This is a genomic window from Flavobacterium luteolum (genome assembly GCF_027111275.1).
In the GTDB taxonomy this organism is placed as follows: Bacteria; Bacteroidota; Bacteroidia; order Flavobacteriales; family Flavobacteriaceae; genus Flavobacterium; species Flavobacterium luteolum.
On sequence record NZ_CP114286.1, the window covers coordinates 2,404,391 to 2,426,411 of the forward strand.

The 22,021-nt window shown below is 34.3% G+C and carries 15 protein-coding genes; 8 read left to right on the forward strand and 7 right to left on the reverse strand.

The features are described 5' to 3' along the window. Positions 1 to 9 precede the first annotated feature (9 nt). Together OZP10_RS10355 and OZP10_RS10360 are read right to left on the reverse strand one after the other, a co-directional pair. Entirely contained in the window at positions 10 to 930 is a 921-nt protein-coding gene (locus tag OZP10_RS10355) for a helix-turn-helix domain-containing protein (protein ID WP_281634561.1), read from the reverse strand. Between the two features lie 283 nt (positions 931 to 1,213). Next, positions 1,214 to 2,017, reverse strand: coding sequence for an SDR family oxidoreductase (locus OZP10_RS10360; RefSeq protein ID WP_281634562.1), 804 nt, complete (start codon positions 2,015 to 2,017; stop codon positions 1,214 to 1,216). Positions 2,018 to 2,498: 481 nt separating this feature from the next. On the opposite strand from OZP10_RS10360, the gene dnaE reads away from it, so the two are divergent. Then, the gene (dnaE, locus tag OZP10_RS10365; protein WP_281634563.1) at positions 2,499 to 7,034 is read left to right on the forward strand and encodes a DNA polymerase III subunit alpha; all 4,536 of its coding nucleotides are present in this window, start codon (positions 2,499 to 2,501) and stop codon (positions 7,032 to 7,034) included. A 177-nt stretch (positions 7,035 to 7,211) separates the two neighbouring features. After that, a complete protein-coding gene (locus OZP10_RS10370; RefSeq protein ID WP_281634564.1) occupies positions 7,212 to 8,150 on the forward strand; it encodes an outer membrane beta-barrel protein in 939 nt (312 codons plus the stop codon). A 114-nt stretch (positions 8,151 to 8,264) separates the two neighbouring features. On the opposite strand, the gene OZP10_RS10375 is transcribed toward OZP10_RS10370, so the two are convergent. From OZP10_RS10375 to OZP10_RS10390, 4 genes are all read right to left on the reverse strand, one after another. Next, positions 8,265 to 9,263: a Gfo/Idh/MocA family protein gene (locus tag OZP10_RS10375; RefSeq protein WP_281634565.1), complete on the reverse strand. Its 999-nt coding sequence runs from the start codon at positions 9,261 to 9,263 to the stop codon at positions 8,265 to 8,267. A 361-nt stretch (positions 9,264 to 9,624) separates the two neighbouring features. Further along, positions 9,625 to 11,733: a prolyl oligopeptidase family serine peptidase gene (locus OZP10_RS10380; RefSeq protein WP_281634566.1), complete on the reverse strand. Its 2,109-nt coding sequence runs from the start codon at positions 11,731 to 11,733 to the stop codon at positions 9,625 to 9,627. A gap of 161 nt (positions 11,734 to 11,894) precedes the next feature. After that, a complete protein-coding gene (locus OZP10_RS10385; RefSeq protein WP_281634567.1) occupies positions 11,895 to 14,102 on the reverse strand; it encodes a TonB-dependent receptor in 2,208 nt (735 codons plus the stop codon). Positions 14,103 to 14,266: 164 nt separating this feature from the next. Then, entirely contained in the window at positions 14,267 to 14,620 is a 354-nt protein-coding gene (locus OZP10_RS10390; RefSeq protein WP_281634568.1) for a hypothetical protein, read from the reverse strand. A 225-nt stretch (positions 14,621 to 14,845) separates the two neighbouring features. Here OZP10_RS10390 and OZP10_RS10395 point away from each other — a divergent pair, with 225 nt between their 5' ends. Further along, a complete protein-coding gene (locus OZP10_RS10395) occupies positions 14,846 to 15,550 on the forward strand; it encodes a porin family protein (RefSeq protein WP_281634569.1) in 705 nt (234 codons plus the stop codon). On the opposite strand, the gene OZP10_RS10400 is transcribed toward OZP10_RS10395, so the two are convergent. Beyond that, positions 15,545 to 16,150, reverse strand: a complete 606-nt coding sequence (locus tag OZP10_RS10400; protein ID WP_281634570.1) for a hypothetical protein — start codon at positions 16,148 to 16,150, stop codon at positions 15,545 to 15,547. The two genes, OZP10_RS10395 and OZP10_RS10400, sit on opposite strands and share 6 nt — an antisense overlap. Positions 16,151 to 16,485: 335 nt before the next feature. Between OZP10_RS10400 and OZP10_RS10405 the strand changes: the two genes are divergently transcribed. The 5 genes from OZP10_RS10405 (at position 16,486) to OZP10_RS10425 (ending at position 22,013) form a co-directional block, all read left to right on the forward strand. After that, entirely contained in the window at positions 16,486 to 18,957 is a 2,472-nt protein-coding gene (locus OZP10_RS10405) for a bifunctional UDP-N-acetylmuramoyl-tripeptide:D-alanyl-D-alanine ligase/alanine racemase (RefSeq protein WP_281634571.1), read from the forward strand. 68 nt (positions 18,958 to 19,025) lie between these two features. Then, positions 19,026 to 19,403 carry a large conductance mechanosensitive channel protein MscL gene (mscL, locus tag OZP10_RS10410; protein ID WP_111376040.1) on the forward strand — a complete coding sequence of 126 codons (378 nt, stop codon included), beginning with the start codon at positions 19,026 to 19,028 and terminating at the stop codon, positions 19,401 to 19,403. Between the two features lie 175 nt (positions 19,404 to 19,578). Beyond that, positions 19,579 to 20,568: an aspartate-semialdehyde dehydrogenase gene (locus OZP10_RS10415; protein ID WP_177211250.1), complete on the forward strand. Its 990-nt coding sequence runs from the start codon at positions 19,579 to 19,581 to the stop codon at positions 20,566 to 20,568. A gap of 172 nt (positions 20,569 to 20,740) precedes the next feature. Further along, entirely contained in the window at positions 20,741 to 21,421 is a 681-nt protein-coding gene (locus tag OZP10_RS10420) for an XAC2610-related protein (protein ID WP_281634572.1), read from the forward strand. Between the two features lie 82 nt (positions 21,422 to 21,503). Continuing rightward, entirely contained in the window at positions 21,504 to 22,013 is a 510-nt protein-coding gene (locus tag OZP10_RS10425; RefSeq protein ID WP_281634573.1) for an SMI1/KNR4 family protein, read from the forward strand. The last annotated feature ends 8 nt before the right edge of the window (positions 22,014 to 22,021 follow it).

The following is a 22,021-nucleotide window of genomic DNA, read 5'->3' on the forward strand; positions in this document are numbered from 1 at the left end:
TTTTTAAAATTAATTCAACGAATTTTTAAATTCTAATGGAGTAAGACTGGTTTTCTTTTTGAATAATTTACTAAACGATTGCGGATATTCAAAACCTAACTGATAAGCAATTTCTGCTACCGAAAGATTGGTAGTAATCAAGAAATCTTTTGATTTTTCTATTAATTTTGAATGAATATGCTGTTGCGCATTTAACCCAGTTAAATTACGAAGCATATCGCTGAGATAATGACTTGAAACATTAATCTGTGAAGCCAGAAATTCTACTGTTGGCAATCCTCTTTTTAAGGTTTCTGCATTACTAATATAGCTATCCAGAGTTTCTTCGACTTTTAATAATAAATCGTTACTGATGGTTTTTCTGGTAATGAATTGGCGCTTGTAAAAACGATTGCTGTAATTCAGCAAAACATCAATGTAAGATACAATCACGTCTTGACTCATTTCGTCAATTGCGGTATTGAGTTCGTTGTCGATGCTTTGTAATAATCCAATAATAATTGTTTTTTCACTGTCTGAAAGGTGCAGAGCTTCATTGGTGTCATAAGAAAAGAAGCCATATTTTTTGATGCTTTTTCCCAAAGGATAATTTCGAATAAAATCAGGATGAAATAAAAGGGTATAACCGCCATATTCAACGCCTTCTTCATTTTCAGTAAAAATTAACTGAGTTGGAGAAGCAAATAGGAGTCCGCCTTCGTTGAAATCATAATAGCCTTGACCGTAGCCCATTTTTCCTTTGGTAGAAAACTTATAAGAGATCTTATAAAAATCAAGCATAAAGGCATGATTCGCTAAATTTTCATTTATAACCAACTGTGTATTGTCTACCAAACTCACCATCGGATGAAGTGGTTTTGGAAGTTGAAGCAGGTCATGAAACTGCGATATAGAAGAGATTTTTTCTGGATTATTGTTTTTCTTTTCCATGATATAAAAGTATGAAAATTTGAAAATTAATTGGGCTTTTCGAAAAGTATTGAAGATTCTCTTTGATTTTGAAAAATCAGCTTCGAAGAAGCGAAATATTTATAGAAATCGTATTTGTTGTTGAAAGCAAAGCTCCAGGGGAGCGACATCTGTATTGCAATAAATATGTCGCTCCGCTGGAGCTATTTTGCACCTTCATAATTAAATTTCTATAAATATTTTGCTCCTCTGGAGCTTAATAAAAGAATGTTCAATATTTTGTGGGTAGGGTTATTAGAAATAATTATTCTCCAAAAAATTGTTTTCCGAATTCAGAACGAAAGACTTCGTCCCCAACTTCCAATCTTTGTTTGTAAAGCGCTTTTGCATCTTCGCCAGCAACATATCTTAATTGGTTTTTTCCATCTGTAGCAGCTTCATAAACTACGTCGGCAATTTGCTCCGGAGTTGATGCCATTTCAAACATAACGTCAACGTTTCCAAACATTTTATTAGTCATTGTTTCATATTCTGGAAGAGTGCTTGTGTCAAGTGAACCATGAAGGAATTCGGTTTTGATTGCTCCAGGAGAAACTGTTTTAATTTTTATTCCAAACGGATTTAATTCGTAAGCCATACTTTCGCTCCAGCCTTCTAATCCCCATTTTGTGGCGTGATAGATTGATCCTAAAGGAAAAGCAATCAAACCTCCAATAGATGTTGTTGAAATGAATGAACCATTTTTTCTTTCTCTGAAATATGGAATGAATGCATTTGTAACTCTGATTACTCCCAATAAATTAGTGTCCAATTGTTTTGTGATTTGATCATCTGTTAAGCTTTCCAAAGGGCCAATCAATCCATATCCAGCATTGTTAAATACGATATCAATGTCGCTTAATTCTAACGCTTTTTTAACTGTAGTTTGTATCTGGTCGTAATTGGTAACGTCTAAAGGTAAAAGCGTTACGTTTTTTAATTGAGAGAGTTCTGTTTCTTTTTCAGGATTTCTCATTGTTGCGATTACATTCCAGCCTTGTTCGTGGAATAATTTTGCTGTTGCTTTTCCTAAACCTGATGATGCGCCTGTGATAAAAATTGTTTTCATGATTATTGTTTTTTTAATTGTTATAATTTGATGAAGCAAAGTTCAGGATACACTTCAGTTTAAAAGTGTTCAATTTGGTGTAATGAGTATCCAAAATGAATAATCGATTTTTTTTTTGGATTAAAAACTTTTGAGTGTAATTATTTTAAACACATAGAAACATAGTTTTTCTTTGTCTACAAAGGCATTTCACTCATTTTAAATACACATAGCTATGTGTGAAAATCTAGATTTTTTTAATTATCTTTTTAGAAAATTTAAATCTATGTTTCTATGTGTTTAATTTTTTTACAAATTGCAATCGGCGAGTTTTAATTAACGTTTTTGTTAACAACTTTAGCTTCTTTATTTCTGTAAAAAAAGCGTAAATTTGAATTCCTCCGATTTTTCATTTCACATTTTGTTATGTTTCATGTTGTCAATGTTTTGCAATATGTAAGATTTGAAATTTTGGACATCAAAATTTGACTTTTACAACTCTATGTATTTAATATTCGATACCGAAACAACCGGATTACCAAAACGCTGGGATGCCCCAATAACCGATTCTGATAACTGGCCTCGCTGTATACAAATTGCTTGGCAGCTTCATGACGAAATGGGACAGCTTATCGAGCATCAGGATTATTTGGTAAAACCTGAAGGATTTAATATTCCGTATGATGCCGAGCGTATTCACGGAATCTCAACTGAATTGGCTGAAGCCGATGGAATCACTTTGGCCGAAGTTTTAGAGAAATTCAATATTGCCTTAAGCAAAACCAAATTTATCGTTGGACAGAATTTAGGTTTCGACGTTAATATTATGGGAGCCGAATTTCATAGAATGGGAGTGGAGTCTCAAATGGCTTCAATGCCTGTTTTGGATACTTGTACCGAAGTTACCGCTTCGTTATTGCAGCTTCCTGGAGGTCGTGGAGGAAAATTCAAACTTCCAACTTTGACCGAATTACACAGCTATCTTTTCGATCAGCCTTTCGCGGAAGCGCACAACGCAACTGCCGACGTTGAGGCAACTACGCGTTGTTTTTTGGAATTGGTTAGAAGAGAGGTTTTTACAAAAGAAGAATTAGATGTTCCGAAGGAATATTTCAAAGAATTTCAGGAAAGAAATGCGGAGCCATTTAAGTTAATTGGTTTAAAACACATTAATTTAAAAGCAGCTTCTGATAAAATCAGGGAACAGCTTAAAGCTTTAGCTGGAGAAGGTCAGCAGACCGTTGTTTCAGAAGAAGATAAAGCTGATTTCAAAGCAGCAAAATTTGCACACTTGCACAATCACACACAGTTTTCGGTACTTCAATCTACTATCGGAATTGGGAATATAGTTGCCGCTTCCGCTAAAAACGGAATGCCTGCCGTTGCAATGACGGATACAGGAAACATGATGGGAGCTTTCCATTTTGTGAGCGCTGTTATGAATCACAACAAAGCCGCATCTGGAAAAAATAAAGCTTTGGTTGAAGCTGGAGAAGAACCAACAGAAACCGAAGTAAAACCAATTGTAGGTTGCGAATTTAATATTTGTGAAAATCACTTAGATAAAAGCAAAAAAGACAACGGTTATCAGGTTGTTTTGATGGCTAAAAACAAAGCAGGATATCACAACTTGGCCAAAATGGCTTCGATTGCGTATACTGATGGATTTTATTATGTTCCGAGAATTGACCGCAAAATTGTCGAGCAATACAAAGGTGATATCATGGTTTTGTCTGGGAATTTATACGGAGAGATTCCGAGTAAAATCTTGAACATTGGTGAAAATCAAGCTGAAGAAGCTTTAATTTGGTGGAAAGAACAATTTGGCGAAGATTTCTATCTTGAAGTAATGCGCCACAATCAGGAAGATGAAAATCGTGTAAACAAAACCCTGATTGAGTTTTCTCAAAAACACAACGTCAAATTAATTGCGACTAACAATACCTATTATTTAAATAAAGAAGATGCCAATGCTCACGATATTTTACTTTGTGTAAAAGATGGTGAAAAGCAGGCAACACCTATTGGACGTGGACGTGGTTACCGTTACGGACTTCCAAATCAGGAATACTACTTCAAGTCGCAAGACGAGATGAAAAAGCTTTTTGCTGATTTGCCGGAAGCGATTATCAATATTCAGGAAATTATTGATAAGGTTGAAGGATATTCATTGTATCGAGATGTATTACTTCCGAAATTCGAAATCCCTGACGAATTTATGGTTCCCGAAGATGAAGAAGATGGTGGTGTAAGAGGGGAAAATAAATATTTGCGACACCTTACGATGGAAGGTGCCAAAAGACGTTATGGCGAAATTACCGAATCGATTCAGGAACGTTTGGATTTTGAGTTAATGACGATTTCAAACTCAGGATATCCGGGTTACTTTTTGATTGTACAGGATTTCATCGCTGAGGCGAGAAAAATGGACGTATCAGTAGGGCCTGGTCGTGGATCTGCAGCGGGTTCTGCCGTTGCGTATTGTCTGGGAATTACCAATATTGACCCAATTAAATACGACTTGCTTTTTGAGCGTTTCCTAAATCCTGACCGTGTATCGATGCCCGATATTGATATCGACTTTGATGACGAGGGTCGTGGACGTGTAATGGAATACGTAATCAATAAATACGGTCAAAAACAGGTTGCTCAGATTATCACTTACGGTAAAATGGCAACCAAATCGGCGATTCGTGATACGGCGCGTGTACTGGATTTACCACTGTTTGAAGCCGATAGAATTGCAAAACTGATTCCAGGAATGATGCCGTCAAAATGGAATTTGGCACGTTTTATTTCTGAAAGTGAAGAAGAAGTCAAAAAAGCCCTTCGTTCTGACGAATTTGATAACGTAAAAGAATTAATTGCGATTGCCAATGAAGATGATTTGGCAGGAGAAACCATTCAGCAGGCAAAAATCCTTGAAGGATCGATGCGTAACACGGGAATTCACGCCTGCGGGGTAATCATTACGCCGTCGGATATTACGAATTACGTTCCCGTAACAACAGCAAAAGATTCTGATTTATATGTAACACAGTTCGATAACTCGGTTGCAGAAAGTGCCGGATTGCTGAAAATGGACTTCTTGGGTCTGAAGACCCTTACACTGATAAAAGATACCGTAAAACTGGTAAAATATAGAACCAATATTGATCTTGATCCCGATACCTTTCCGATTGATGATGAGGAAACGTACGCGCTTTTCCAAAGAGGTGAAACCGTTGGAATCTTCCAATACGAGTCGCCTGGGATGCAGAAATACATGAAAGATCTGAAGCCAACGGTTTTTGGAGATTTAATTGCCATGAACGCCTTGTATCGTCCGGGACCTTTGGAGTATATTCCGTCTTTCGTTCGAAGAAAAAATGGCGACGAGGAAATCAAATACGATTTAGATGCCTGTGCCGAATATTTATCAGAGACGTACGGAATTACAGTATACCAAGAGCAGGTAATGCTTTTATCTCAGTCTTTGGCAGGATTTACAAAGGGTGAGGCCGACGTCTTGCGTAAAGCGATGGGTAAGAAACAAAAAGACGTACTGGATAAAATGAAGCCGAAGTTCGTTGAGCAAGCGGCAGCAAAAGGTCACGATGCAAAGGTTCTAGAGAAAATTTGGAAAGACTGGGAAGCCTTTGCGAGTTACGCCTTCAACAAATCGCACTCGACTTGTTATGCTTGGATTGCCTACCAAACGGCTTATTTGAAAGCGCATTACCCTGCAGAATATATGGCAGCGGTACTTTCGAACAACATGAACGATATCAAACAGGTTTCTTTCTTCATGGAAGAATGTAAACGTATGGGATTGCAGGTTCTTGGGCCAGACGTAAACGAATCGTACTATAAATTTACCGTAAACGATGACTACGCAGTTCGTTTCGGAATGGGAGCGATTAAAGGTGTTGGTTCTGGAGCTGTAGAAACCATTGTTGAAAACAGAAAAGACGGAAGATATAAATCAATTTTTGATTTGGCAAAGCGAATTGATTTGCGTGCAGCCAATAAAAAAGCGATTGAGAATTTAGCACTTGCCGGAGGTTTCGATTCATTTGAAGGAACAACCAGAGCGCAATATTTCCACGACGATGGAGACGGAATTACTTTCTACGAAAAAGCCATGCGTTACGGATCGAAATTTCAGGAAAATGAAAACTCTTCTCAAGTAAGTTTATTTGGAGAAACTAGTGAAGTGCAAATTGCAGAACCTGTTGTGCCACCATGCGAAGACTGGAGCACTATGGAAAAACTGGCAAAAGAAAAAGAGGTTGTTGGGATTTATATTTCTGGACATCCGCTTGACGATTTTAGGTTTGAAATGAAATACTTCTGTAATTCTCGTTTGGAATCGCTGAAAAGTATGAATGAGTATGTTGGAAAGAACCTAATGTTTGCTGGAATTATCAATAACGTTCAGCACCGTGTTGCTAAAAACGGAAAGGGCTGGGCAGCTTTCAATTTAGAAGGTTATGATGAAAGTTATGAGTTTAAGATTTTTGGGGAAGAATATTTGAAATTCCGCCATTTCTTGATTCAGAATAATTTTGCCTTTTTGAAAATAATGATAAAAGATGGCTGGGTAAATCATGATACGGGTAAAAAAACAGATCCGAGAATGCAGTTTGTCGAGATTCGCCAATTGCAGGATATTTTGGAAGCTTTCGCCAAAAAGCTAATCGTTTTATTAAATATAAAAGATTTGCATCCAGAGTTCATTCATAAATTGAGTCATTTGTTTGCTGAAAATAAGGGAGAGAATTCTGTAACTTTTGAAATCATGGAGCTGGAAAAAATAAAACGTTTGGTTGAGGTAGAAACTCCAACAGATTTTGAAGCAGATGACGCTGTTTTTCAAACCGAAAATGAAAATGAAGATAGTGCAATGGAAGATACAAAGATTCAAGAGGTAAATGAAGTTGAAGAAATAAAAGTGGTAACAAAATTAACGATGCCTAGCCGTCGTTTAAAGGTTAGAATCTCAACTGAATTACTGCAAGAATTGGAGAAAATGCAGATTAATTTTAAACTGAACTAAAAATTTAACAGTTAAATTTTAGACGCATGTTAATTTTTTATGTTAAAAATATGCATGCATAATAGTTTTTTAGTAATATTGCCCAAAATTACAACGTTTTCGTTCCAAGTCTAACTTTGCAAACGGTAAGAATGTGTTAAAATATTCTATGTTTGTACTAATCAATAAATCAAAATTATGAAAAAGAACCTATTTTTATTAGGATTATTAGTTTGCTCTATGGCCACAATGGCGCAAACAGAAAAAGCGGACAAACCAGAAAGCTGGTATTTTAAATTGGGGGGATCTTATTTTAACCAAACAGCTTCAACTGAGTTTCCAACTGTTGGAGGAAATGCTGCATTAGACAGAACTTATGTAGGAGGAAAATTAGTTTCTGAAAAAAGTATTACAGGTTCTTTTGGACAAGGTTTTAGAACTGGCATAACTGCTGGTTACCGTTTTTCTACACGTATTGGAGTTGAATTAGGAGTTAATTATTACTCTAGTAATGATAAAACTATGGCACAGACTACTTCAGATCAGCCATATATCCCTACATCTGCAACTACAGGAATTTACAACTTTAAATCAGTTGGTCAAATTACAGCTTTTGATTTAGCTCCTGCAATTGTTATGTTTTTAGGAGAATCTAACGGATTTGAGCCTTATACTAAAGTTGGGGTTTTAGTTCCAATTCACGGAGATTTAGAAATTAAAACAGATGCTGTTGCTCCAGTAGGAGTTAATCCAGGTACTGGTGCTCCAGTTTTTGGAAATGTTCATAGCGTTGATAAAGTAAAACCAAACCCAACTATCGGATTTACAGCTGCTGTTGGTACAACTTACAAACTTACGTCACACCTTTCTGCTTTCGCTGAATTAGAGTACCGTAACTTTACTGTACATGGTAAAACAAAAGAAACAACTGACTTTACAGTAAACGGAAATGATGCTTTAGCTACTAGAACTACAGCTCAAATTCACACTAATTACAGAGATGGTTTAGATGTAAATTCAAACAATGCTCTAACAAATCCAAATGGTGTTAATAAAGATAAACCAATGGATGAGTTAAGTTCTTATGTTGGAATCTCAGGATTAGGATTAACATTAGGTATCAAATACAGCCTATAATTTTCCAATTTTTTTTATAGTTTATAGTTTAAAAAAAGAGGATATTCGAAAGAATATCCTCTTTTTTTGGACGCATTTTTTGTCAGGATGACAAAATTGTATTTTAATTGATAATTATAATTTCGAATTCTCTCTAAACTCTTTCAAAACTTGATCAATAACCCAAGTGGTTCTTGCGCCAGAAGTTCCTTTAGATGGAGAAGCGCCTTCTTTGCCTAATAATTCAGTAATAACAGTTTCAATAAATGGCTGTTGAATATGAAGAGGATTTTCTATCGTAATACTTTCTTTTTCTCCATTTGCATATTGAATATGAATTGGATCGTTTCCGAAAGTAGAAAAAGAGATTTTTCCTTTATCTCCTACAATTTCAGTGTTGTCATAACGTTCAAAACTTGCAAAATTCCAAATTCCTGAACCATGAATTCCGTTTTCGAATAAAAAGGACATTGAAACTGCGTCTTCTGCCGGATATGCTTTTAATTGAGAAGTTGCATGTCCGCGAACTGATTTTATTGGACCTAAAACAAAATCTAGGAAATCTAAAGTGTGGCAAGCCAAATCCACAAAGATTCCGCCTCCTGAAATATGTGGTAAAACGGTCCATGGGAGGTTAATTTCGTCATCGTAACGTGCTTCAAAAGGATGGTACAAAACACAATTGACGTGTCTGATAGTTCCTAATTTTCCCTGATCGATTATTTCTTTTATTTTTAAAAAACGAGGCAAGGCTCTTCTGTAATAAGCAACAAACAAAGGAACGTTATGTTCTTTACAGACGCTGATCATTTCGTTACATTCTTCAAATGTCAAAGCCATTGGCTTTTCCACATAAACTGGTTTTCCTGCTTTGGCGCATAAAATGGTGTATTCTTTATGAGAAGATGGAGGAGTAGCGATATAAACGGCGTCAACTTCGGGATCATTTATTAAATCTTCCGCGTTAGAATACCATTTCGGAACATTATGGCGTTTGGCGTAATCTTCGGCAAGAGCCGCATCTCTTCGCATAACTGCAACTAAAGCCGAATTTGGAGCTTTCTGAAAAGCTGGCCCGCTTTTTACTTCGGTTACATTTCCGCACCCTATAATTCCCCATTTTATAATTTCCATTGATTAAGTTTTTAGTTTCTCAAATTTAAAAGAAAATTAGCCACGAATTCACGAATTTTTTGATCTGAATGTTTAAAAAATCTGTATTGAATTACGCGAACTAATTTCACGCAGATTTAAAATAATTTTAGCAAATGCTCGCAGATTTTTTTAATTCAATCTGCTAAATCTGCAGAATTTGCGTGAAAAAAAATAAAAGCCACAGATTAAAAAGATTTTCACAGATTTTTTAATCTATCTAATCCTTTTAATCTGTGGCATAAAATAAATTAACCACGAGCTCACAAAAAGTAATTCGTGAATTGCTTCGCCTATTCGCTATCGCTCGAGTCGTGGCTAATAAAAAATTTAGCTTAAAGTTTTATTTTTTCGGCAAAGCTTTAAAACCCATATTGTAAAGTGTGAAAGCTTGAATATCTACATTTTCTTGAATTGTAGCAGCAACAGATTTCCCTGCTCCATGACCTGCTTTAACGTCAATTCTAATCAAAACCGGGTTTTCTCCTGTTTGTTTTTCCTGTAACTCAGCAGCAAATTTGAAACTGTGTGCTGGAACTACACGATCGTCATGATCTCCAGTCGTTACCATTGTTGCAGGATAATGAGTCCCTTGTTTAACGTTATGAACAGGTGAATATCCTTTTAAATATTCAAACATTTCTTTGCTGTCTTGAGCAGTTCCGTAATCAAAAGCCCATCCAGCACCTGCTGTAAAAGCATTGTAACGAAGCATATCCATAACTCCAACCGCTGGCAATGCTACTTTCATTAAATCTGGACGCTGTGTCATCGTTGCGCCAACCAACAAACCTCCGTTAGATCCTCCGCGAATAGCCAAATAATCAGAAGAAGTATATTTTTGGGCAATTAAATATTCTGCAGCCGCAATAAAATCATCAAACACATTTTGTTTCTGCATTTTGGTTCCTGCATCATGCCATTTTTTTCCGTATTCACCACCACCTCTAAGGTTAGCCACTGCGTAAACTCCACCATTTTCTAACCAAACAGCATTCGCAATACTAAAACTTGGTGTTAAACTAATATTGAATCCGCCGTAACCATAAAGGATTGTTGGATTTTTACCGTCTAATTTTGTTCCTTTTTTATACGTAATAATCATCGGAACTTTTGTACCATCTTTTGAAGTATAGAAAACTTGTTTAGACTCGTAATCTTCACTCTTGAAATCAACTTTTGGTTTTGCATATACTTCAGATTTGCCAGATTTTGGTTCAAAAGAATAGATACTTCCAGGAGTTGTATAATTTGTAAAACTGTAGTACAAAATTTTATCTTCTTTTTTACCGCTAAATCCGCCTGCAGTTCCAACAGCTGGAAGTTTAATTTCGCGAACTAATTTTCCGCTGTAATCATATTGTTGCACAAATGAAACCGCATCTTTAGTATAATTAGCAAAGAAATAACCAGCACCAGTTGATGGCGATAATATATCTTTGGTTTCTTTAATAAAATCTTTCCAGTTTTCAGGCTTCGGATTTGCTGCATCAACCGTTACAACACGTTTGTTTGGTGCGTTATAATCTGTTTCAATAAACAATTTGCTTCCTGCGTTTTCTATTACATTGCTATCGCTGTTAAAGTTGTCTACGATAGTAACAATCGGGCTGTTCGGTTTTGTAAGGTCTTTAATGTACAATTCGTTTCCGTAAGTCGAATTAGCTGCCGTGATTACCAAATAACGGTTGTCTTCAGTAACATATCCACCAACATATCTTCTTTTTTGATCTGCACCAAAAATTACTTTATCATCTTTTTGAGAAGTTCCTAGTTTATGGAAATACAATTTGTGCTGATCTGTTTTAGCAGATAATTCACTTCCTTTTGGTTTGTCATAACTAGAATAGTAGAAACCTTCATTTTTATACCATGAAACACCACTAAATTTCACATCAACCAAAGTATCTTCTACAATTTTCTTAGAAAGTGCGTCTATGATAATTACTTTTCTCCAATCGCTTCCTCCTTCAGAGATTGCGTAAGCTGCTTTGCTTCCGTCTTCAGAAAAATCAAGTCCGCCTAGAGAAGTTGTTCCGTCTTTAGAAAAAGTATTTGGATCTAAGAAAACTTCTTCTTTGCCATTTTCATCTTTTCTGTAAACAACAGATTGATTCTGAAGTCCGTTGTTTTTAGAGTAATAAGCGAATTTTCCTTCTTTAGAAGGAGCTCCAATTTTTTCGTAGTTCCAAAGTTTTTCCATTCGCTTTTTAAGTTCTTCGCGAAACGGAATTTTATCTAAATAAGCATAAGTAACTTCGTTTTCAGCTTTTACCCAAGCACCAGTTTCGGCAGATTTATCATCTTCTAACCAACGGTAGGGATCGCTTACTTTGGTGTCAAAATAAACATCAACAGTTTCTCCTTTTTTTGTTTGCGGATATTGTATTTTGCCTTGTCCAAATGATATTCCTGCAGTTGTAATTGCCATTAATAAAAATGTTTTTTTCATAGTTAGTTTTTATCTGTTATAACAAAAATAGCACTTTTTGTGAGAATTGATAAATGTTTAACCGCAAAGAACACTAGGAGTTTTTCGCAAAGTTCGCAAAGCAAATAAAACTTTGTGAACTTTGCGTTTTCCTTTGCGTTCTTTGCGGTTAAAATTTAAAATTATAAGTTGAAATTAATCCCCAAAACGATATTTCTTCCAATGTTCGGAATACCGTCTGTCTTTAATCTAGAAAGATGTGCAATATATTTTTTGTCGAATAAATTGTTTCCGTTTAAATTAATATCGAAAGCCGTTTTTCCTAGTTTAACAGTTCCACCAAAACCTAAATTTACCAAAGTATAACCTTTAGAAGCCGTTTCGAAACCGCTTACATTATCTTGGTTGAAAGTTGAAGAAACATTTAGAGAAGCAAAACCTTCGCTTAACCAATTTTTGATATTAAATTCAGTTCTAAGCGTATTATTCCAATTGTTTGCCGGAATCAAAGGCAGATAATCTTTGTTTTCTTTTTTACCTGTAACCGTTTCAAAACTAGTTTCAAAATGCAGCCAGTCTAAAGGGTGAGGATGAAAATGCAAACCAACTTCACCACCATACAATTGTGCATTATCTTGAACATAAGCAAAAACATCATTATCATCTCGAACTTCCCCAGTTGGCGAAGTATAGATATAATTGTTTACATGATTGTAAAATCCGTTTACGAAAAATTCAAAGTGCGTGTTTTTGTATTCTAAGTTCAAATCGGTCTGAACGTTTTGCTCTGTTTTCAAATTAGCATTCCCAATTTCGTAACGATTTGTTCCTTCGTGAACACCATTTGAAGTCAATTCAGCCAAGTTTGGAGCTCTAAATCCTGTGGCAACATTCAAACGAAGCGTTAAAGGTTCTGCCAGTTTTGTTTTATAACCTAAAGAAGCATTAAAGCTATCAAAAGATCGGTCTAAGGCCTGAAAATAACCTTCTTCACCTTCAGTTCCGTGTGCTATTGAAGTAATATTTCGGTTGTCAAAACGCAATCCAGCTTGAATAACGCTATTGTCCCATTCGTAATTGGCTGTTCCGAAAACTCCAAAATCATTGGTTGTGGCATCTGGAATTAAATATTCTTCTCCAGAATTTTTATTGGACTGATGCATTCCCTGAACCCCTATAATAGTTTCGATTTTACCGAATTTAGGGAAATGGTATTTCGCATTATAATTGAACGTATTCAATTTCATGTGAAGCGAAGCTTCATTGCTGTCTTCAAACTCACTTCGATCATTTGCGATATATCCTAAGTCAACATCTAGTTTAGAGTTTTCGAAGAAAATAACATTATTCAAACTCAATAAATGATTAAAAATTCCTTGTCTCGGAAACTGTGTGTCTTTGCTAGAAGACTGTTCGGCAATTCCATCTTCAGGAATCCCGATATCCAATTTGTTATAGTTGTATCTTAAAACACTTGAAAAAGTCGAATTGCTGTAGCCAATTCCAGTTTTAAAGTCCGTTTCGTTGTAACGAGAATTTGTCACACGATCACCGCCAGAAATTTTATAATCAGAATGTGTATTGTAGCTTCCTCTTGCTAAGAATTTCCAGTTATCAGTAGACGTTTTTAATCCAATAGAAGAGTTGCTTCCTTGTGTATTCGTAAAATATTTTTGACTGAAATTAGCTTTAAAATCACCAGCATCAGCAAATTTTTCAGGATTGAAATATAAAACACCTCCCAAAGCATCAGAACCATACAATAATGAAGCTGGCCCTTTAATAACTTCAACACTTTCTATTCCGGCATCATTTAAGCCCAAACCATGCTCATCTCCAAATTGCTGATTTTCGATACGAACTCCTTGAGAATAAACTAAAACACGATTACCGCTAAGTCCGCGAATTACTGGTTTTCCAATAGAAGTTCCTGTTGAAATCTGTGAAACTCCTGGAATTGTCGCCAAACCTTCAATCAAAGTTGAGGTTCCTTTTTGCTGTAATGTTTTAATGCTTTCATGCTCTATTTTCATTACGTTTTGCGATTGCAGTTTGTTGAAAGGTGTAGAAACTACTACTTCGTCCATTTCTAGAATAGATTCTTCAAGAATAATATCTAGTGTGTTTTGTTTCAGTAGTTTAGAAATCGTTTTATTTTGATTGGCATATCCAACATAAGTAAAAGCAATGCGAAGGCTTCCGTTTGGAAGATTATTCAATTCGTATTTTCCCTTTGCGTCTGTTGTAGTTCCTTTATGTAATTCGGGAGCATAAACAGAAACTCCAGGCAATGGCTGATTTTGTTTATCGGTTACAATACCTGAAACCGAATTTTGAGCAGAAAGCATGCTCGAGAACCCTAAAATAAGGGCAATTATAATTTTTTTCATTTGAAAATGATGCTATAGTTAAATTGAGTTTTTTTCTTCGAATAAAAACCAAACGCGACATTAAAGCATTCTGATCCCAATTCAGAAGATTAGGATTAGGAAACTCAATGTTGTTTTGAATTTAAATGAAAAGAAATGTGATTTTTTTTCGAAAAATCGATAACTTAAGAAACTATAAACGCAGGAGGTCCGCGTAAGAAATACGAAGGGGATGAAATAGAGAAAATTTTCTCTGTAACGGGTAAGAAATAAGCAAATTCTTTTTCAAAAGAATGAAATTGAAATTGAAAAGTTTCTGGAACAATGTAACTTCCGAAGGCGAAATTACAAACAAAACAAACCTCATAATCATGATGCTGATGCGTTATTTCTCCGCTCGGATCATTGTAATTGTGATGGCACTGTTTTTCTGAAAGCTGCTTTACAATATGCTCATAACTGTGTATCGACTGAAACAATATCGAGAACAATATTGTTACAGCAAACGATAAACTTAATATGAGCTGCTTTTTCTTCATGCACTGCAAAGGTATAAAAGATAAAAACAAAATTGATTAATTTTTTCTTTCATCGAGTTGATCTATTGAAAATAATGCAGCAATTAATTTTATTCGGAGTCAAAATGAGAATATTTTTACTTCTTATCGTTACTGCAGAAAGCATTATATTATATTTGTATGTGAAATAAATGGACATCGAAAAACGTTTATTTATAATTACCTCTTTAAAATCAAAAACACGATATGCGAATTATTTTTAGCTGCTTATTTTTACTCACTTTTTTAAATTCTTTTGCGCAAGAAGACGTTAAGCCTGAGATAAAACCAGTTGTAAAAATAGATTCTTTATATCGAGAAGATCAGTTTTATTTTTCGGTTACCTATAATATGTTTACTGATATTCCAATCGATTTCAAACAGAATAAATTTTCTCTTGGACTTTCAGGAGGTTTTTTACGCGATATGCCGGTGAATAAATCAAGAACCGTTGCTATTGCTGCTGGATTAGGGTTGAGTTATCAGAATTATTATCAGAATCTGACTATTTCTGAAGATGGTTCGGGATCAATAATATATGGAGTTAACGATTATGGGCAATTTGTATCCAATCGTTACAGACAATATTCTGTAGATCTTCCAATAGAATTTAGATGGCGTAATTCGACGTATGAAAGTACTAAATTCTGGCGTATCTATGGTGGAGTTAAACTGAGTTATGTTTTCTCGAGCGCCTCTACTCTTGACGATGGCGAAAAAACATATAAAATCAAAAACAACGGAGATATCAATAAATTTCAGTACGGACCTTATTTGGCCGCTGGATACAATACCTGGAACGTTTATATATATTACGGCTTAAGTCCGTTATTTAAGTCGGCAACAACTTTGAATGGAGAAAAAATCAATATGAAAACCTTAAATGCAGGACTGATTTTTTATATTTTATAACCACAAGTATAAAAATAAAAGTTGTGGCATTATTCCAACAAACAATCCAATTAATATTTCTCTAGAAGTATGTGCATTCATTTCTAAACGAGATGAAGCTACAATTCCTGATAATAAAATAAGTAAAGCTGGCCAATACGGATTATGCAGCTGAAGATGAATGTTTAATCCGATAACAAAAATCGTTAAACCTGATATTGCGACCATATGCAAGCTTGCTTTTGTCTTGAAGAGCACACATACCAATGCCAAAATAGTACTGAACAATGCGGCAAGAAAAAAGAAGTGAAGCTCTGGATAACGTGTAATTACAATGCTTCTTTTTACTAATAAAATATATAAAAAACACTGTAAAATAAGAGGAATAGTTCGTTCTGATGTCTGACTTAGCATTATTGATTTTACGTGTCCAGTCGATCTTAATAATAGATAAAATAAGACAGGAACAATAATGTTAATAACCAAAATCTGAATTAAGACAAAATACTTTTCGTTTGTGCTGAAAACATCATCTTTGTAAAATAAGTAAAACAAAGTTGCGTATAACGATATAAAAATCGGATGTAAGATATAGGAGAATAGTGGAAGTACTTTTTTCAAAACTTGCAAATTTGTGGTCTAAAAACAAATATAATCAATAAATGTTTTCTGCCACGAATTACACGAATTCACACGATTTATTTTTTTTCCACTCCCGATAGCTATCGGAATAATCGGATTTAAAAGGATTATAATTAGTGATACTTTTTTTAATCTGGGGAAGAAATTTTTCACGCAGATTTAGCAGATTATAAAAAAAAAATTAATTCGTGTGAATTCGTGTAATTCGTGGCAAATCTACTTTTTCTACACTTTCATATAAATGGAATAATTAGTGAAAATTTAGGAGTTTCGTGGCAAACCTTTTTTTAAATTTGAAAAAAAGAAATTCCGAAATGAGCCTAAATTTAAAAAACCTGGTTTCAGTACTTAATGCCAAATGGATTGGTACAAATGCTGATGTTTTAATCGATCATATTTCAATTGACAGCCGTTCACTTCAAAACGGATCACAGACTTTATTTTTTGCTCTAGCCGGTGTTAACAACGATGCGCATTTGTTTATTCCAGATTTAATAGAAAACGGAGTTCAGAATTTTGTTGTTCAGTATATTCCAGATGGTTACATAGACAAAGCTAATTTTTTAGTTGTTGATAATGCACTTCTAGCACTTCAGGAATTTGCGGCTTATTACAGAAATCTTTTCCATTTTCCAGTTATCGGATTAACAGGGAGCAATGGCAAAACAATCGTAAAAGAATGGCTTAATTTCTTATTGAGCCCTGATTATAATATTATTAGAAGTCCAAAAAGCTACAACTCACAAGTTGGAGTTCCGCTTTCGGTTATTGGTATTAACGAAAAACATAATTTAGGCATTTTCGAAGCTGGAATTTCGACAGTTAACGAAATGATTCATCTTGAAAAAATAATTAAACCTACAATTGGTGTGCTTACTAATATTGGAAGTGCACACGATGAAGGGTTTTTAAATTTAGTGCAGAAGATTGATGAGAAATTACTTTTGTTTAAAGATTGTCCAATAATTATATATCAAAAAACTGAAGTTGTAGAATCATGTCTGACTCAGTTTGCAGCAGAATATATGATTCATCCTCGAAAGCTTTTTTCTTGGAGTTTTACAGATAAAAAAGCAGACGTTTTTATTGAAAAAAGAGAATGTAAAAACGATCATACTTTTATTCAATATCAATATAAAAATGAAATTTTCAATTTAGAAATTCCGTTTAATGATTCGGCTTCTATAGAAAATGCTATTTCCTGTTTATTGGTTTTACTACATTTTAATTATAATCAAGAAACTATTCAAAGCCGAATTGAGATGCTTTATCCAGTTCGAATGCGACTTGAAGTAAAAAACGGAATCAACAATTGCAGTATTATTGATGATAGTTACAGTTCCGATTTCCAGTCGCTTAAAATTGCTTTGGATTTCTTGGAAAGCCAAAAGAAAAAAGGCGCTTCAAAAACTGTTATTTTATCTGATATTTTCCAAAGCGGATTTGCAAACGAAGAATTGTATTCTAAAGTTGCCCAGTTAATTTCAGACAATAAAATAAACCGCATAATTGGTATTGGCGCAACGATTTCTTCTTTTGCGGCTAAATTTCCAAACAGTACAATGTTTCAAAATACAGCCGATTTTATAGCTGACATCGATAATCTGAATTTCAATAATGAAACGATTCTAATAAAAGGAGCTAGATCTTTTCAGTTTGAAGAGATTGTTTCGCTTCTTGAAGAGAAAACACACGAAACAGTTCTTGAAATTAATCTCGATGCTATTAGCCATAACTTTAATTATTACAAGTCAAAACTGGCGCCAAATGTCAAAATGATGGTTATGGTAAAAGCATTTGGTTACGGAAACGGCGGTTTAGAAATTGCCAAACTTTTAGAACATCATAAAGTAGATTATTTGGGAGTGGCTTTTGCCGATGAAGGAATAACGTTGAAAAATGGAGGGATAAAAGTTCCTATTATGGTTTTGAATCCAGAATCGACTAGTTTTCCATCTATGATTCAATATCAGTTAGAACCTGAAATATATAGCTTAAAAGGGTTAAATGCCTTTTTGAAAATTGCACGCGAAAAGAACTTAAAAGATTATCCAATTCATATCAAAATGGACACAGGAATGCATCGTTTAGGTTTTGAAAACAATACAATCGATGAACTGATTGCGACTTTAAAAGGAAATTCGACTGTTCGTGTTCAAAGTATTTTATCTCATTTAGCAACAAGTGATGATCCGAAGCATTTTGATTTTGTGCGACAGCAGATTGCCTTATTCGAAAAACTGTCTTCAAAATTAATAACAGCATTAAATATCAATCCAATTCGTCATACATTAAATACTTCTGGAATCAGTAATTTTCCTGATGCGCAATACAGCATGGTGCGTTTGGGTATTGGATTGTATGGAGTTTCAAACGATCCTGCAGAACAGAAATATCTGGAAAATGTGGGAACGTTAAAATCCATAATTTCTCAAATTCGAACCATTCCAGCTGGTGACAGCGTAGGTTATGGACGCCGTTTTATGGCTGATCGAGAAACAAAAATTGCTACAATTCCAATTGGTTATGCAGACGGAATTTCGAGGTTATGGGGTAATGAAATAGGCTATGTAACAATCAAAAACCAGAAAGCAAAAATTGTTGGCAGTGTCTGTATGGATATGCTGATGGTTAATGTCAGCCATATCGATTGCAAAGAAGGCGACTCAGTAATTATTTTCGGCGAAAGCCCGACTGTAATAGAGATGGCTGTAGCGTTAAAAACGATTCCGTATGAGATAATGACGAGTATTTCGCAACGTGTTAAGAGGGTATTTTTTAGATAATATTAAGAATTTCCAATAAAATTGCGTATTTTCGATATTACTTAATTATAAATATAAACAGATACGATATGGGATTTTTTTCTGAATTTAAGGAATTTGCAATGAAAGGCAACGTGGTTGACCTGGCTGTCGGGGTGATCATTGGAGCTGCTTTTGGTAAAATTGTCAGCTCATTTATTGAAGATGTAATTACGCCATTGCTGTTGAAACCAGCTTTAGATGCTGCGCATTTATCGACTATTGAACAATTGACTGCTTTTGGAGGTGTAAAGTATGGAGTCTTTATATCGGCAGTAATTAACTTTATAATTGTGGCTTTTGTTTTATTCTTGATAATTAAGGGAATGAATCATGCAAAAAAGAAAGATGTTGCACCACCGCCTCCAGCTGGACCAACTCAAGAAGAATTATTGACACAGATTAGAGATTTACTGAAAAATAAATAAAAATATAATACCGCTACACTAAGTCTAACTTAACCGCCTTCTAAAGAGGCGGTTTTTTTACAAAATGTTTGTTTTATAACAATTTGTTATTTTTTGTGAATCACCTTGCCATAACTTTTATTATACTTACTTTTGCGATACAAATTAGATTAATTGATTATTTAAAAATATAAAAATGAGAATTGCAGTTGTAGGCGCTACTGGAATGGTAGGCGAAGTAATGCTTAAAGTATTAGCAGAAAGAAATTTTCCTGTTACAGAATTAATTCCTGTTGCATCAGAAAGATCAGTAGGAAAAGAAATCGAATACAAAGGAACTAAATATAAAGTAGTAGGATTACAGACAGCTGTTGATATGAAAGCTGATATTGCTGTTTTCTCTGCTGGAGGAGATACTTCATTAGAATGGGCTCCAAAATTTGCTGCTGCTGGAACAACTGTTATCGACAACTCTTCTGCATGGAGAATGGATCCTACTAAAAAATTGGTAGTTCCAGAAATCAATGCTGATGTTTTAACTAAAGAAGATAAAATTATTGCAAATCCAAACTGTTCTACTATTCAAATGGTAATGACTTTGGCTCCTTTGCACAAAAAATACAACATTAAAAGAATCATTGTTTCTACTTACCAATCTATCACAGGAACTGGTGTAAAAGCAGTGAAACAATTAGAAAACGAGTACGCTGGAGTTCAAGGTGAGATGGCTTACAAATATCCAATTCACAGAAATGCGATTCCACACTGTGACAGTTTTGAAGAAAACGGGTACACTAAAGAAGAAATGAAATTAGTTCGCGAAACTCAAAAAATCTTAGGTGATAACACTATCAGAGTTACTGCAACTGCTGTTCGTGTTCCAGTTGTTGGTGGACACAGTGAGGCTGTAAACGTTGAGTTTACAAATGATTTTGATGTAAACGAAGTTCGTGAAATCTTACACAATACTGACGGAGTAACGGTACAAGATAATTTGGATACCTTTACATATCCAATGCCATTATATGCAGAAGGTAAAAATGATGTTTTTGTTGGAAGAATTCGTCGCGACGAAAGCCAGCCAAATACATTAAACATGTGGATTGTTGCTGATAACTTAAGAAAAGGAGCTGCAACAAACACAATCCAAATCGCTGAATATTTAATTAAAGCTGGTTTGGTATAATCAAGAGATTAAATAAAATTGTTATAAAGAGAAAACCGTAATTGCAGTGATGTAATTACGGTTTTTTTGATTTCAAATATCTTATTTTGATTATTTTTTAGCCTTTGCAAGTAGATTTCTAATTGAGTTTAGACTAGTTTTACACGAAAGAATCACAGTAACCCGATTAAAAATGAAAAATATAAAATATTTATTAATTCTAATTTCAGGAATTTGCGCAGCGCAGAATAAATTTGAAGTTATGAATGGTTCAAAAAGATATTCTGCTGAGATTTCTGTAGATAATTGTAATGCTGAAAATTGTGAAGGAAAAGCAGTTATAAAATTAGTGGATAAAAAATCAAATCGTTTTTTTCAAACGTTGACTTCAGACGATTTGTATTTTTTTCTTGATGAAAAACAAAAACCAACAGTAAATGTTATTCAGCTTTATGGAGAGCAAAGTCCATTGATTTTTGATGATTTTAATTTTGATGGAACAGAAGATTTGGCTGTGAGGAACGGGAACAACAGTGGATATGGTGGACCTTCTTATGATATTTATGTTTATAATTCTACTAAACGACAATTTGTTTTAAGTAGTCAATTAACGAATTTGGTAGTTGAAAATCTTGGTATGTTTGTTACAGATCATAAAAGAAAAAGATTAATTACATATTCTAAATCTGGCTGTTGCTGGCACATGACAACAGAATATGAAGTTGTACCAAATAAAGGATTGCATAAGGTTCATGAATTAGAAGAAGATGCAATGAATAGTGAATTTGTAACCGTGACTATAAGAAACTTTATAAATAATAAATGGCAGACAAAAACTAAAAATTATAAAATAAGTGAATATTATAAAGAATAAGATCTGAGCGAAGTTTTTTAATTTTTAAAAAGTTACTTGCAATATAAAAAAGGTATATATTTAATTTAGAAAAATAAAGACAATGAATTTCGATAACTACAAGATTATTCCAAATTGCAATACACAAAAAATAGATTTATTTACAGCAGATGAAGAAGAAATTCTGGCTTGTGAAAAAACATTAAACATAAATTTTGATGAAGATTATAAAGAGTATGTTCAAGAATACGGAAGTGGGATTTTAGGAGGTACTTATGTGAGAGTTTATCTTCCTGAAACAATAATTCTTACTTTAGAAGAATGGAAAAACCGTATTACCGAATATTGGTTTTGGGACGAAGGAAAAGAAGTTTTAACGAAAGAAGAAGTGCTAAAATCGATTAGAGTTGGAGATACTTTTGATGGAGATGAAATCATTCTTTTAAACAGTCAATATTACATTCTGCCAAGGTATAGTGAAATGATTTATAAAGCAGGAAATACACTTGAAGAAACAATTTCGTGGCTTTGTTCGTCTGGTATTTTGACAGAAGCGTTTTCTGAAAGAGAATTTGAACCTTTTGATCCAAGCGGTTTTTTAAATTCCAATTAAAAAAAATT